Here is a 14,442-nt window from a genome sequence, read left to right as displayed (position 1 = left end):
GGTCTTCTCCTCAGCGTCTCCTCCTCCCCCCAGCAGCAGCCGCTCCCGAGACAACCATGACGTCGGACAGGCTCAGGAACGACGGGATCCAGTGTGGCCCGCCGCAGGGAGACCTCTGCGCGACGGTCGTGCTCGACGTATATGCGACGTTGGGGAGCCGCGCACTTGATGAATGACCAGGCGGCGTCGGAGTCGACGGGCGGATTCGGGTTCACCGCATCCCGGTCTTGTGCGCAAGCACGCGAGCTCCTTGCCGAGCTGATCGACCCGACTCTCATCACGAACACTTGCGCCACGCGGCGCAATGCGGCAAGCACTTCAGATTCGGGCGTTTCAGCCTCGAGGACATTTCACTCAGCCTCACTCGGGCAGGATCCGCACCGCTCCACGGTCGGCACTGCTGGTCGTCGAGGCGTACGCCCGGAGGGCACCGGAGACGACCCGGGTCCGAGCAGCGGGGGCGTACCTGCCGCCGAGCGCCCGCCGCCGGTCGCGGAGCACGTCGTCGGGGACCAGCAGCTGCAACGTCCGGGTGGCGATGTCGATGCGGATGAGGTCGCCGTCAGCGACTAGGGCGATCGTGCCGCCTGCGGCGGCCTCCGGTGAGACGTGCCCGACCGACAGCCCGGACGTGCCGCCCGAGAACCGTCCGTCGGTGACCAGCGCGCACACGGTTCCCAGGCCGCGACCCTTGAGGTACGAGGTCGGGTAGAGCATCTCCTGCATGCCAGGTCCGCCGCGCGGTCCCTCGTACCGGATCACCACGACGTCGCTGGGCCGGACCCGGCCGCTGAGGATGGCCTCGACCGCGTCGTCTTGCGACTCGCAGACCACGGCCGGCCCCTCGAACGTCCAGATTGACTCGTCGACCCCGGCGGTCTTGACGATGCCGCCGTCGGGAGCGAGGTTGCCCCGCAGCACGGCGAGGCCACCGTCGCGGCTATAGGCGTGGTCGACATCGCGGATGCAGCCGCCGGCCGCGTCGGTGTCGAGCTCGGCCCACCGCGCGGACTGGGAGCAGGCTTGGGCAGAGCGCCGCCCGCTGGGTGCGGCGTGCCAGAGCTCGAGCGCCTCCCCGGTGACGGACCCGCCCCGGACGTCCCAGTCCTCCAGCCAGGCCTTGATGCTCGGCGCGTGTACGGCGTGCACGTCGTCGTGCAACAAACCGGCTCGGTAGAGCTCACCGAGGATCGCCGGGACCCCACCCGCCCGGTGCACGTCCTCCATCAGGTGCCGCCCGTTCGGGGCCACCTTGGCCAGGTAGGGAATCCGCGCGGACAACGCCTCGATGTCGGGCAGCCCGTAGTCGAGCTCGGCCTCGTGCGCGGCGGCCAGCAGGTGCAGGATCGTGTTCGTCGAGCCGCCCATGGCCACGTCCAGCGCCATGGCGTTGTCGAAGGCTGGGTGGCCGGCGATCGAGCGAGGCAACACCGAGGCGTCGTCCTCGTCGTAGCAGCGCCGGACCAGGTCGACGACGGTCCGCCCGGCCCGCTCGTACAGCGCCCGGCGGGCGGTGTGGGTGGCAAGCACGGAACCGTTGCCGGGCAGCGCAAGGCCCATCGCCTCTACCAGGCAGTTCATGGAGTTCGCCGTGAACATGCCCGAGCACGAGCCGCAGGTCGGGCAGGCGGCCTCCTCGATCCGTGCGAGGTCGACGTCGGAGACGTCGTCGGCCACCGCGTCCGCGATCGCTGTCACGAGGTTGAGGCCGGTACGGACGGTGCCGTCGACGAGCGTGGCCGTGCCACCCTCCATCGGGCCGCCGGAGACGAAGACGGTCGGGATGTTCAGGCGCAGCGCGGCCATCAGCATGCCCGGGGTGATCTTGTCGCAGTTGGAGATGCAGACCAGGGCGTCGGCGCAGTGCGCCTGCACCATGTACTCCACCGAGTCCGCGATCAGCTCCCGCGAGGGCAGGCTGTAGAGCATCCCGCCGTGGCCCATGGCGATGCCGTCGTCGACGGCGATGGTGTTGAACTCGCGCGGGATGGCGCCCGCCTCGGCGATGGCAGCGGAGACGATGCGTCCGACCGGCTGCAGATGGGTGTGGCCGGGGACGAACTCGGTGAAGGAGTTGGCCACGGCGATCACCGGCTTGCCGATGTCGGCGCCTGCGACGCCCGAGGCGCGCATCAGGGCTCGGGCGCCGGCCATGTTGCGGCCGTGGGTGACGGTGCGGGAACGCAGAGCAGGCATGTCCCGATCCTCGGCGGTGCCACCGCTACGAGGAAGACGGCGTTGATGCTAGTAGTGGGACTACTAGGATTCGAGCGTGGCGGATCCCGGCGCACGGACGGAGCTGGCGGCCTTCCTGCGGGCCCGTCGGACCCAGCTCGACCGGGTCTCGCTCGGCCTGCCCGAGGGCGGTCGGCGCCGGACCGCGGGCCTGCGGCGCGAGGAGGTCGCGGCGCTGTCCGGCGTGAGCGTCACCTGGTACACCTGGCTCGAGCAAGCCCGAGACGTGCAACCCTCCCGGCAGGTCCTCGAGGCGCTGGCCAACGCCTTGCGGCTGACCACGGCGGAACGCACGTACCTACTGTCCGTCGCGGGCTTCGCTCCCGGTCCGGTAGTGGGACCGACGCCCGCTCCGGGTGTTCAGCACATCCAGCACCTGCTCGACGCGTTGGTCGGCTCGCCGGCCTTCGCGATCGGCGCAGACTGGACGATCAGCGGCTGGAACGCCGCCTACGCCGCCCTCTACCCGCCCGTCGCGACACTGCCCGAGCAGGACCGCAACCTGCTCTGGGTCGTGTTCACCGACCCCTTCGTCCAGGGGCTGCTGCCGGACTGGGAGGTCACCAGCCGGCGGTTCCTGGCCGAGTTCCGTGCAGAAGCCGGTCCGCGGCTCAACCAGCCCGACTGCCTACGACTGGTCGCCCGGCTGCAGCAGCACAGCGCGCCGTTCCGCGAGGCCTGGTCACAGCACAACATCGAGGGCTTCACCTCCCGACGGCGCAGCTTCCTGACCGCCGAGGGCGAGCTGGAGTTCGAGCACCACCGGCTCGCCGCCGCCGACCAACGCGACCTGTTCGTGGTCGTCTACACCCCGACCAGCTCAGCCACCGTGGCACGCCTCGACCGGCTGTCCCCGAAGTCCTGCCGGTAGCCGCAGGCACGACGCCCGCCCAGCTGGAGATCTGACGGGGGCGCGGTTCGACCACGCTCGTCGCGGCAGGGCTGGGGTCTTGGGCTGAGGTCTTGGGCTCCGGGTCGCGACGTCAGTCCGAAGACCGATCTGAGGGATTGTTGAGGTAGCTGCGGGGGTCGCCGGTCGGTCGGGCGTCGTGTGCCAGCCACTCGGCGAAGCCGGCTGGGTCGCGGCGTTCGAGCTCGTCGAGGTAGGCCTGCCTGAGGGCGACGAGTCGAGCCTGCGCCGGAAGGTCGCCGCGGCGCCTCGCGCGGCACAACGCGGGGTGGCTGGTCCGCCAGGCCAGGCAGAGCTCTGCAGTGCTGAGCGACCGTACGGGCGCGGACGGTAGGGACGGCTGCGGCCGCTCCAGCCCGTCGCCCTCAGGCGAGTTGTGCGGCTCGATCTCAGGGAGCCGCCACCGTCGGTACCGAAGCGACGTCGCCAGGTACTGGTGCAGGGCCGGTGACGACGCCGCGGCCAGCGCGACGACTGCCGCGAGGGCTCCGGGGCTGAACATCTGCAGCAGACCGAGAAGGGACACCCCGGACGCTGCTGTCACCGCACCCGTCGTGACCGTGCGTCGGGCCTCGCCCCAGCGTGACGATTCGGGGCGACCGATCAGGGCGGCGACGCAGCCGGCGGCTACCGCGACGCCGATCACCCCAGCAACATCGGGGGTGTGAGCGTTCAAGAGTCCGACGAGGGCTCCGAGGGCGCCCAGCAGGCAGGCCGTCCAGGTCCAGACTTTTCGGTAGAAGCGCACGACGGTCGGTCACGTGCTCGGTCGGTTGCTGCCACGTCGATCCCGCCTGGTGCGGACGGACGTCGACGCAGCGGCTCGATCCCGGTTCGGCACGGTGCTCATACCCGGAGCCCGATGGCGACGCCGGCGGCTGCGGCGGCCACGGCGAGGACGAGCATCCCGGCCCCGTTGAGGAGGGCGGCCACGTAGCGGCGGTCTTCGGCGAGCCGGATGGTCTCGAAGCTGGCGGTGCTGAACGTGGTGTAGCCGCCGAGCAACCCGGTTCCTACGACGGCGTGCCACAGCTGCGGGACGCCGTGGCCGAGGGCGAGCCCGGTCAGCGCGCCGAGGAGCAGCGACCCGGTCACGTTGATCACGGTGGTCGCGAGCGGGAACCTCATCTTGGCCCGGGCTCGGATGGTCCCGTCGACCACGAACCGGAGAGCCGCGCCGACGGCGCCGGCCGCGCAGACCAGGACGAGGGTCACGGCAGCATCCATCAGGCACCGTCCTTGCCGTCGGCGGTCGAGAGGCGCCGGGCCAGCACGATGCCGGCAAGCGCGGCGGCGGCCCCGCCGACAACGGTGGCGAGGGCGTAGCCGACCGCGTGGACCGGTGCGACGACCATCAGGGTGGCGGTGTCGTTGGCCAGGGTGCTGTAGGTGGTGAAGCCGCCGAGGGCGCCGGTGCCGGCGAGCAGCCGGACCGCGCGGCGGCGGCCCGCGTCCACGCCGCGCATCGCCACGGCCTCGAGCAGCGCCCCGAGCAGGAAGGCACCCACGACGTTGATACCCAGCGTGGCCACCGGTATGCCGTGGACCTGGGGGAAGGCTGCGCTGATGAGGTACCGCACGCCGGTGCCGACGGCCCCGCCTGCGGCGACGAGACCGATGTTGGTCCAGCTGAGGTGCACCGGTCTCGCCGCACCCGAACGGTCCTCGCTGGTCTCGATGTCGCTGTCGACGCCCAGCTGCCGATCGGGCGAACGGGCTTCTGGCCTGTCGACGACGTCGCGCTCCGGTCTCACGAGACGCCCACCTCTTCCCACGGAAGCCGCTGACCGGCCGGGACCGGGGCGATCGGGACCACCACCACGCACCGGTTCTGCCGGTGCACCAGGTGCACCGCCACCGAACCGCCGAAGTACTCCCGGACACTTGCGCCGATGCCCTGCTTTCGGGTGCCGACCACGATCATCTCGGCCTGCAGGGTCTCCGCCAGCCGCCCGAGCGCATCGGCGCTGTCGCCCGCGAGCTGGCGGAACGTCACCTCGACCTGCTCGCCGCGAAGCACCCGGCGGATGTGGTCGGCGAGGCCGCTGTCGAAGCTGGGCGCGGTGATGTCGGCCATATCCGGGTCGATCTGCCTGGCGTCGACCGACCCGTCGGGGTGCTCGTGGACGACGTAGCACATCAGGTCGACGTTGGCGCAGACGAGGGTGGCGTCGAACCGGCGGGCGAACCGAGCCGCCTGCAAGAGCACCGCGTCGGGCTGGCCCGGCACCACCCCCACGATGATGGACCGGGCCTGCTGGTGGTCGTTCATGATCGATCTCCTTCGAGCTGCAGCTTGTCGATGCACGGTCGTGGCGTCGGTCGCTCGCCGACCAGCTCCACGCTCCAGTGCCGGCGCCCGCGGGAGAGCAGGCTCCACGAGCCTGTCGGCAGCCGGTTGGCGTCGTCGGGGAGCGGGACGCCGAGGTCGTCGAGCAGCACCCGCAGGACGGCGTCGTGGGTGATGATCACCACGTTGCCCTCGTCGAGCAGCGGCACCTGGGCGTCGAGCACGGTCCGGCTGCGGCGCCGGACCGACGCGACACTCTCGACCCCGGGAGCCCGGTCGACGCTCCCCCACCGCTCAGCCACCGTCGCTTCCGGCTGCCCGGACCACTCGCCCCAGTTCCGGTCCACCAGGGCAGCGTTCGCCGCGGTCGGCGCGCCGGTGGCTCCAGCGACCGCCTCGGCGGTCTGCAGCGCGCGCAACAGCGGACTGGTCACGATCTTCACGACGTGCTGACCGGCCAGCACAGCCGCCAGAGCCAGGATCTCGCTGCGGCCGACCTCGTCGAGGGCCGGGTTGAGGTGCCCACGCAGCCGGCCCTCCGCGTTCAGCGGCGTCCGCCCATGGCGTACCAGGAACACCCGGTGCGTGGGAGGGATCGAAAGGACGGACATCTCGCCGATGAGCACAGCACGCTCCTAAGACAGAACTTCGTCCCAGGAGTCATCAGCCACACGGCGGTTCGAGGCCGAGGCCTCAGGCGGAATCCATCACCACCATCAATGTAGCCCATTCCCGCCGCAGCGACGGAAGTCCTTTTCCCGGTCTCGCCCGCACAGCCGGCGATGCTTCGATGCATTCGATGCAGCAGGACCGGTGAGGCGGCGCGGCAACCCCACTGGCTCGACGGACTGCGCACCGTGGATGCTGAGAGCGCGTCCCGGGCTTGTCAGAGGCGCTCCCGCCAGCGGCCGGAGTTTCACATCAATCTCGGTCTGATCCTCTTCGCCGGCATCCGACGCTTTCGCGGCAGCCGCCCGGGACGCGGTGCACGGCAGGACACCGCACATCACAGAAGGAGAGACCTTGAGCATCACCGTCCGATCAGTGCAGGCCCTCGAGATCCTCGACTCGCGCGGTCGACCCACCCTGGCCACCACCGTGACGACCTCGAAGGGCGCGTCCTTCCGCGCGGGAGTCCCGTCCGGGGCGTCGACCGGCTCGGGCGAGGCCGTCGAGCTGCGTGACCGCGACCCCGCCCGGTACGGCGGCGCCGGCGTCCTCACCGCCACCGCCAACGTCAACGGTGCGATCAACGACGCCCTCGCCGGGCAGGAGTTCAGCGACCTCGCCCAGCTCGACCAGACACTGATCGCGCTGGACGGCACCGACAACAAGTCCGCCCTGGGCGCGAACGCGATCATCGGGGTCTCCATGGCCGCCGCCCGCGCCTTCGCCGCCACCGCCGACCTCGCCCTGTGGCAGTACCTCACCCCCGCCGGGGTGACGCCGGCCCTGCCCGCACCGCACTTCAACGTGGTCAACGGCGGCGCGCACGCCCCGAACAAGCTCGACTTCCAAGAGTTCATGCTCGCCCCTCTCGGACTGCCCAGCTACGCCGAGGCCGTCCGCGCCGGCGCCGAGGTCTACGCCGCCTTGAAAGCGCGGCTCGGCAAGGCCGGCCACGCGACTGGGCTCGGCGACGAGGGCGGCTTCGCACCCGACCTCGACCGGCCCGAGGAGGTCCTGGAGACCATCGTCGCCGCCATCACCGACGCCGGCTACACCCCCGGCACCGACGGCGTCGCCATCGCGCTCGACCCGGCGGCCAGCGAGTTCTACCGCGACGGCAGCTACCACGTCGCCGGCCAGACCCTCAGCAGCGACGACATGATCGGCTACTACGCGAGCGTCGTCGCCCAGTTCCCCATCTGGAGCATCGAGGACGGACTGGCCGAAGATGACGACGACGGCTGGGTCCGCCTCACGCAGACCCTCGGCGCCAAGATCCAGCTCGTCGGCGACGACAACTTCGTCACCAACCCCACGATCATCGCCGAAGCCGTCCGTCGAGGCGTCGCCAACGCCGCGCTCATCAAGGTCAACCAGATCGGCACCGTCACCGAGACCCTCGAAGCGCTCACCGTCTGCCGCGACGCCGGCTACGCCGCGATGATCTCCCACCGCTCCGGCGAGACCGAGGACAGCTTCATCGCCGACCTCGCCGTCGGCTCCGGCTGCGGCCAGATCAAGTCCGGCGCCCCCGCCCGCGGCGAACGCGTGGCCAAGTACAACCGCCTCCTCGAAATCGCCGCACAGAACCCCGACCTGCCCTACCGGCGATGAACGACGTTCACGGCCGGGGTCTTGCCTCGGGGCCTGAGGTGACTTCCCGCGCTGGCGTCGCTAGGGGTGAGTACCTCGTCCCCGTGGAGTGCCACGCCTCCGAGGCAGACATCGTCGCCCGGCGCGCCCCACGGCACGAGCAGGGGTAGCCTCAAGGACGGCGATGGATTCCGCCTGGGGCGTTCTCGCTCCGAACCGCCAGATTGGCTGATGACTCCTCCCGACGTCGATCGTCTGGAGCCTGTCGTGCGCCTTCCTGCCGCATCTGTCGCTGACCGTCCCACGCGGGGCCGGAACTGCCGCTGCCCCCAGGAAGGGCTGGCACCGGAACTTGATCGGGGCCCGCTTGTGACGGAGCGGCGCTGGATGGCGGGCACCGCACACGCCCTTGCCACGGTGGTCGGGTCTGCTGCCCTCGCCGGGGCCGGTCTGGCCACCGGACACGGGGTCGCTCGGTGACCCCCGGGCCGAGCGTCCTCTTCCCGGGGGAGGAGGAGCCGGACCAGCCCGCCCAGGTCGAGGACCCGTCCTGCTTCGGCGACCTGCACCTCGACCAGGTCGCCGACTTCCTGAACCCGGCCGGCCAGGTCGACCTGCGGTCGGTGTTCCGGCAGCGGCTCACCACGGTCGCCTCCGTCGAGGCTCGACTCCACGTGTTCGCCGACCTCGAGCGGGACGCCGACCTCGTGGCCGGTCTCCGACGGTTCGTCGACGCGCAGAAGCCGGTGCAGCAGGCCCTCGAGGTCGCGTCCGGACCCTCGTACCCGCGTGAGCGCGACGGGTGGTTCCTCGAGGCGGCCCAGCGTGACCTGGCCTGCGTCGCTGATCTGGACCGCCTGCTGCGTGACCGCCCAGGTCTCAGATCCGCCCTCGGCGCGATCGCCCGGCACGTCGTCGCCCTCGTCGACGGGACAGCCCACCGGCGCCTGCACACCGACGCCGACGCTGCGCGATCGGCGCTCGGTACCGTGCGCTACCAGGTGCGGATCCAGGGCGCGCGGGTCACGGTGAGCCTGGACGACGCCGGGGACGACGACTTCAGCGCCGAGGTGACGCGCTCCTTCGCCCGGCTGCGCCAGGGCCCTGCACCCCAGGTACGAGCAGCGTCCGCGCCGCAACAGCTGCAGGCCAACCACGTGGAGTCGAAGATCCTCGGCCTGGTGGCGCGGCTGGACCCCGCTCCGTTCGCCGAGCTCGCACGGTTCCGGAGCGAGCACGCCGACTTCCGCGACCCCGTGCTGCTCCGGTTCGCGACCGAGATCCAGTTCTACCTGCGCCACCTCGACCTGATGGCCGCCTTGAGCGCGCACGGGGTGCCGTTCTGCCACCCCCGGGTCGAGGTCGATCCCGACCAGGAGGAGGCACGTGGCTTCGTCGACGTGGCCCTGGCTCTGCGTAGCGGACCGGGAGCGCTGGTGCCCAACGACGTGGCGCGTTCCGGGGCCGAGCGCGTCCTGGTCGTCACGGGACCGAACCAGGGCGGCAAGACCACCTTCTGCCGCGCCGTCGGACAGCTGTTCCACCTGACCGGTCTGGGTTGCCCGGTCCCGGGCACCGCTGCGCGGCTCCGGCTGGCGACGAGCATCGACACGCACTTCGAGCGGACCGAGGACGCGGCGGACCCGGGCGGACAGCTCGAGGACGACCTGCGGCGGATCCGTACCGTGCTGGACCGGTGCGGCCCAGGTTCGGTGGTGCTCGTCAACGAGATGTTCTCCTCGACCAGCCTCGAAGACGCCGAGCTCCTCGGCCGGCGGGTCGTCGACCAGCTCGCCCGCACCGGGGCACTAACGGTCTGGGTGACGTTCGTGGAGCGGCTGGCCCGGCTCGGCCCGGCCATGGTCAGCCTCGTCGCCGAGGTGAGCGAAGACACCGAGGTGCGTCGGACCTTCCACGTGCGACGGCGCCGTCCCGACGGCCACAGCTACGCCCTGGCCCTGGCCCGACGGCACGGGCTCCTGCGACAAGACGTGCTGGCCTGCATCACCGCCGGGCACGACCCGGACACGCGGAAGGGATCGGAGGAACGATGAGGGTGCGGCTGCTGTCCCCCGATCACCAGCTGGACCTGGACGCCGACCCGCCCTGGCCCGCGCCGGACCTGGTGGTCGACCTGCAGCTCGATCCGGTCCTGGACGCCATGGCCGACGGCGACGCGCTGATCCGCCGTGTCGCGACACAGGTCCTGCTGGCACCGCTGAACGCACCGGGTTCGATCGTCTACCGACAGGAGGTGGCGGCCGACTGCGAGCAGCGCGAGGACGTGGTCCGCCGGCTCTACGTGGTGGCCGGCGAGGCGCTGGAGTCGCTGCGCCACCTCTACCCCGGGTTCCTGCGCCGGACCCCGGAAATGGTCGTCCGCGACTCGACCGAGGTGATCGCGACGCTGCTGCCGCACCTACGGGTCGTGGCCGACGTCGCGACGGCTGCTCTCGCTGGCTCGCTGCCCTCGCAGAGCCGGCACGGCAGCGGGCTGCACCGGCTCTTCACCGATCTCGTCACCGAGCTGGACGACGCCTGCTTCGCCGACCTCGACACCCAGCTGCGTCGGCTCGCCTTCCCTGGAGGCATGGTGGTGGGCAAGCGGCTCGGCACCGGCCTCGCCGGCGTCGGCGACGTCCTGCACCCGCCCGCCAAGCAGCACCTGGTCGACCGGCTCGGCCTGGGCGACCACCCGTCGCTGTCGTTCGAGCTGGCCGCACGCGACGAAGCAGGTTCGCAGCTGCTGAGCGACCTGCGTGACCGGGCCCTGGTGCCCCTCGCACCCGCCGCCTCGCAGGCGCAGGAGGACGTCAAGTCCTTCTTCCGCGGCCTGCGGACCGAGCTCGCCTTCTACCTCGGCTGCCTCAACCTCCGCCGGCAGCTGACCGAGGCGGGCGGCGTGACGTGCAGGCCCGACCTGGCTCCGCCCGGCACGGGCCAGTGGAACGCTCACGGGCTCTACGACCCCGGGTTGCTGCTACGCCACCCCACAGCCACAGCCGTCGGCAACGACCTCGAGGCCGACGACCGGGCGGCGGTGGTGCTGACCGGGGCGAACTCCGGCGGCAAGTCGACCTTCCTGCGCGCGGTCGGGGTGGCGACGTTGATGGCCCAGAGCGGGATGTTCGTCTGCGGGTCGGACTGGACAAGCAGCGTGCGTAGCGGGATCTTCACCCACTTCGTCCGGGAGGAGGACGCGACGATGGCGAGCGGACGCCTCGACGACGAGCTCGTGCGACTGCGCAGGATCGTCGTCGCCCTGCGTCCCGACGGGCTGGTGCTGCTCAACGAGACCCTCGCGTCGACCAACGAGTCCGAGGCGGCCGATCTGGGCGTGGAGGCAGTCGACGGCCTGGTCGCCGCCGGCGTGCAGGTGGTGCTGGTGACGCACCAGTACGCCCTCGCCGCGAAGCTGGGCGGGGGTCCGGACCGTCTCTTCCTGCGGGCGGGTCGCGCGGACGACGGTCGGCGGACGTTCCAGTTGCTGCCGGGCCCGCCGCTACGGACCAGCTTCGCCGACGACCTCTACGCGCGGATGGGTCCCTGGCCCGAGGACTCTGCTCGAGGTCCCGCTGGAGGTCCCGCTGGAGGTTCTCCTGGACCGGGCGCTGCCGACGACCCGTCACCGGTCAGCCCCTGAGCGATCTCGGTCAACCGTCCACCGACCTCGGACAGCGCCGCGAGGCGTACAGCCAGCTGTGACCGGCGGGGCGCGCCGGACTCGTCACGGCCGACTTCGGTGTCGCGTGCCCGCACGAGGACGGCCGTCAGCTCGTCGAGCCGCTCGCGGTGATCCGTCGCCAGCTGGCGACGCAGCTGGCGCACGGCGTCGCAGAGCGCACGTTGCAGATCCCCGCGGGTACGCCCGACCTGCCGGTCGACGAGCCCGGGCAGCTCGGCGAGCAGGCGCCGGTGCGCACGACCGGCCGCGCCGGGCGCGTGCTCGCGCACCAGGCTGGCCGCCGGGCCTTCCCATCGGGCGCCGGGCTCGTAGTCGAACCTCGCCTCCGGCGCCGGCGCGAGGGCGAAGCTCGGCGGTACGGCGTCGAGGCGCACGCCGAGCAGCTCGAGCGCATCGGACGACATCTGGCCGACCTGGGCTGCGACCCGCTCGGCGACGGTGCGTCGCAGCACCGTCAGGCGGTTCTCGATCGACGCGTGCTGCACCCGCTGCCAGGCCTGCACGGCAGGAGTGGTGCGCGCCTCCACGAGGCGGCGGCCCTCCTCGGCACTGCCGAGCGAGGCGACTGCGGCCGTGAGCTCAGCGACCAAGGACCCGGTCAGCGACGTCGCAGCCTGGTCCAGGTCGTGGCGCAGCCCGCGCTCGGTGACCTCGCACTCCGCGTCGAGCCGGGTCGCGTCGGCCGCGACGGCGTCGACCCGGGTGGCCAGCTCTTGCACCCGCCCGACGCCGTCGGACAGCGCCGCGTCGAGGACGCCGCGCTCGAGCCGTGCGTCGTCCGCCAGCGCACGCTGCAGCTGCCGAGCGTGCGAGACCAGAGCCTGCTCGGCATCGGCGCGAGCACGTTCCGTCACGTAACGCACGAACGTCTCGCGGAAGGAGCGAAACCCGGCGTCCTGCTCGCGGGCGGAGCCGAACCAGACCTGCTCGAGGCCGACCCCGGCAGCGGTGCAGACCCGCCGGGTGAAAGCCTCGATCTCGGCCTGGTCCTCGGGCCGGACCTGGTCCAGCTTGTTGACGACGACGAACGTGCGCACCGAGACCGACCCGAGGGTCTCGAGCAGCTCTCGGTCGGCGGCAGAAGCCGGGGGGTCGGCGGTCAGGACGACCACGACAGCGTCCAGCGTCGCGTACGCCGCCCGCGCCGCCAGGGTGTTGTGCTGCCAGACCGAGCCGGTGCCGGGCGTGTCCACGAGCTCGACCAGTCCCGGCAGCCCGGTCGAGGCCACCACGACCCGCACCTCCCGGACGCCCAAGACGTTCCCCGGGTTGCGGCCCTCGGTGACCAGCCCAGCCAGGTCGCTCACCGGGCGGCGCTCACGTCGCCCGTCGACGAGCTCGACGTCCAGGAACCCTGCGGCGGAGCGATCGTCGGGGACCACGGTCGTGGCGACCGCCGTGACGGGAACGGCCCCGGTGGGCAGCAGGTCCATCCCGATCAACCGGTTGACCAGCGTGCTCTTGCCCCGCTTCGCCTCCCCCGCGACCAGCACCCGCAGGCGCGGGACGGCGACGCGCCGCTGCAGCGCCGCCGCAGCGGCCGCACGCGACGGCGGGGCGAGCGCAGCCAGGCGCGCGACCGCCTCGTCCAGCCCGGTCACGTCGCCGCCTCTGTCTCGCCGCCGGCGCCGCGTCGCCGCACCAGCGCGAGGCAGAGGACCACGGACAGCAGCATCCACGCGGCTGCGTAGGAGAAGCCGACGCTGGCGGAGAACGCGGCCCAGAGGGCGCCGACGACGACCGTCGAGCCGAGGTCGGCGAAGGCCTGCACCAAGCCGAGCAGCCCGAAACCGTGCGGGCGCAGGTCGTCGGGCAGCGACTGCGCCAGCAGCGTCGACTCGGCAGTCTCGGCGAGGCCGATGCCGGCACCGGCGAAGACGAAGGCAATCAGCAGGGTCGGCCAGCCGTGCGGTCCGACGGCGAGCAGGCCGTACCCGAGCACGTACACCGTAGCCCCGCCGGCCAGCGTCCACCGCGGGTCCGCGCGGTCCACCGCCGGACCCGCCACGAGCGCGGTGCCCGCCGCGACCACGTTGTGCCCCGCGTAGAGCAGCACCGCCAGGCTCGTAGCCGCCGCGACCGAACGTGCGGTTCCCCCCGACGCTGACGTCTCCAGCAGCCCGGTGGCCCGCAGGATCAGCAGGGTGGTCGCGACGTTGCCCAGCTCGAAGGCCGCGACGGGCAGCAGGGTCCGGACCACCCCGGCCTGGACCAGGGCGCGCAGGTTCAGCCCGATCCTGTGACGCGTCTGTGGCTCGGACAGGGACGTACGGGCCTGTCGGGCGGCGACGACGATCGCCACTGCGGCCAGCAGACCAGGGAACACGGACAGCAGGATCGCCGGCCGCGTGCCCACCACACCCACGAGCAGCGCCGCCGCGAGCGGGCCCAGCACCGCGCCGAGGTTGTCCCCCGCCCGCTCCACCGCGAACGCACGGCCGTAACGATCCTTGCGGGCCAACGTGGTGAGGACCATGTCCCGAGCCGGGGACCGCAAGCCCCGTGAGGCCCACGCCACCGCCCGCAGCAACCCGACCTGCCAGACCGCCGTCGTCAGCCCGATCGCCGCGGTCGCAAGCGCCGTCCCGACGTAGCCCGAAGACGCGAGCCGGACCCGTCGTTGGGGGTCCGCGGCCAGGGGTCCGCCGGCCAGCTTGGACAGCCCGGTCAGCGCGTCGGCCGACCCCTCGACGAGCCCGAGGAGGCCGGGCCCGGCGTGCAGCGTGCTGCCCAGGAAGGTGGGGAGCAGCGAGGTCACGAGCTCGTGGCTGGTGTCGCTGAACAACGACGCCGCACCGACCCCGAGCACCCCGACGGACGGCCGCCGCGCTCCACTACCGGCTTCCTGAGCGGCCCCCTCGCTGACGGAGCCGGTGTCGTCGGTGGGGTCGTGGGGCATGCGCCTACCTCAGCTCTCGCGTCGAGGTAGGGACTGTTGGCGACGGGCGTCGCGGTTCGGTTCCGGCGAGCCCCACCGCCGTAGAACGAGCGTAACGCCCCACGAGCGCGCCGCAACGGTGTGCCGGGGTAGCAGGATGGCGTCATCGAGGCGACCGTCCT

Annotated in this window: 11 protein-coding genes and 2 riboswitches; of the genes, 4 read left to right on the top strand and 7 right to left on the bottom strand. The window is 72.0% G+C overall.

The features are described from left to right. Nucleotides 1-360: 360 nt before the first annotated feature. Nucleotides 361-2,196: a dihydroxy-acid dehydratase gene (gene ilvD / locus FHX39_RS09875; protein ID WP_183337990.1), complete on the bottom strand. Its 1,836-nt coding sequence runs from the start codon at nucleotides 2,194-2,196 to the stop codon at nucleotides 361-363. 76 nt (nucleotides 2,197-2,272) lie between these two features. On the opposite strand from ilvD, the gene FHX39_RS09870 reads away from it, so the two are divergent. Then, a complete protein-coding gene (locus tag FHX39_RS09870; RefSeq protein WP_183337987.1) occupies nucleotides 2,273-3,106 on the top strand; it encodes a helix-turn-helix transcriptional regulator in 834 nt (277 codons plus the stop codon). Nucleotides 3,107-3,991: 885 nt separating this feature from the next. Here the strand turns inward: FHX39_RS09870 and FHX39_RS09860 are convergent. Genes FHX39_RS09860 through FHX39_RS09845 form a run of 4 tightly spaced genes read right to left on the bottom strand, consistent with a single transcriptional unit; the run spans nucleotide 3,992 to nucleotide 6,061 of the window. Further along, complete coding sequence (locus tag FHX39_RS09860) at nucleotides 3,992-4,360, bottom strand: fluoride efflux transporter FluC (protein ID WP_332836760.1); 369 nt, start codon at nucleotides 4,358-4,360, stop codon at nucleotides 3,992-3,994. Nucleotides 4,361-4,371: 11 nt separating this feature from the next. Further along, nucleotides 4,372-4,899 (bottom strand): fluoride efflux transporter FluC, encoded by a 528-nt coding sequence (locus FHX39_RS09855; RefSeq protein ID WP_332836759.1) that lies wholly within the window; start codon nucleotides 4,897-4,899, stop codon nucleotides 4,372-4,374. Next, nucleotides 4,896-5,417, bottom strand: coding sequence for a universal stress protein (locus tag FHX39_RS09850; protein WP_183337981.1), 522 nt, complete (start codon nucleotides 5,415-5,417; stop codon nucleotides 4,896-4,898). The genes FHX39_RS09855 and FHX39_RS09850 overlap by 4 nt, the downstream gene beginning before the upstream one ends. Continuing rightward, nucleotides 5,414-6,061, bottom strand: coding sequence for a histidine phosphatase family protein (locus tag FHX39_RS09845; RefSeq protein WP_183337979.1), 648 nt, complete (start codon nucleotides 6,059-6,061; stop codon nucleotides 5,414-5,416). The genes FHX39_RS09850 and FHX39_RS09845 overlap by 4 nt, the downstream gene beginning before the upstream one ends. 21 nt (nucleotides 6,062-6,082) lie before the next feature. Then, nucleotides 6,083-6,156, bottom strand: a riboswitch (Fluoride riboswitch). Nucleotides 6,157-6,464: 308 nt separating this feature from the next. Between FHX39_RS09845 and eno the strand changes: the two genes are divergently transcribed. The 3 genes from eno to FHX39_RS09830 all read left to right on the top strand — a co-directional run bounded on the left by eno (nucleotide 6,465) and on the right by FHX39_RS09830 (nucleotide 11,340). Continuing rightward, a complete protein-coding gene (gene eno, locus FHX39_RS09840) occupies nucleotides 6,465-7,718 on the top strand; it encodes a phosphopyruvate hydratase (RefSeq protein ID WP_456299349.1) in 1,254 nt (417 codons plus the stop codon). Nucleotides 7,719-7,868: 150 nt separating this feature from the next. Then, nucleotides 7,869-7,945: riboswitch (Fluoride riboswitch) on the top strand. A 228-nt stretch (nucleotides 7,946-8,173) separates the two neighbouring features. Beyond that, nucleotides 8,174-9,751, top strand: coding sequence for a MutS-related protein (locus FHX39_RS22110; protein ID WP_183337975.1), 1,578 nt, complete (start codon nucleotides 8,174-8,176; stop codon nucleotides 9,749-9,751). After that, nucleotides 9,748-11,340, top strand: coding sequence for a MutS-related protein (locus FHX39_RS09830; RefSeq protein ID WP_183337973.1), 1,593 nt, complete (start codon nucleotides 9,748-9,750; stop codon nucleotides 11,338-11,340). Before FHX39_RS22110 ends, FHX39_RS09830 begins: the two co-directional genes overlap by 4 nt. Here the strand turns inward: FHX39_RS09830 and FHX39_RS09825 are convergent. Next, nucleotides 11,226-12,983, bottom strand: a complete 1,758-nt coding sequence (locus FHX39_RS09825) for a dynamin family protein (RefSeq protein ID WP_183337971.1) — start codon at nucleotides 12,981-12,983, stop codon at nucleotides 11,226-11,228. The two genes, FHX39_RS09830 and FHX39_RS09825, sit on opposite strands and share 115 nt — an antisense overlap. Further along, nucleotides 12,980-14,281 carry an MFS transporter gene (locus tag FHX39_RS09820; protein ID WP_183337969.1) on the bottom strand — a complete coding sequence of 434 codons (1,302 nt, stop codon included), beginning with the start codon at nucleotides 14,279-14,281 and terminating at the stop codon, nucleotides 12,980-12,982. Before FHX39_RS09820 ends, FHX39_RS09825 begins: the two co-directional genes overlap by 4 nt. Between the last annotated feature and the right edge of the window lie 161 nt (nucleotides 14,282-14,442).

It is taken from the genome of Microlunatus antarcticus (assembly GCF_014193425.1).
Taxonomy (GTDB): domain Bacteria; phylum Actinomycetota; class Actinomycetes; order Propionibacteriales; family Propionibacteriaceae; genus Microlunatus; species Microlunatus antarcticus.
Note: the sequence above shows the minus strand (reverse complement) of the source record. Positions and strands in the feature narration are given on the sequence as shown.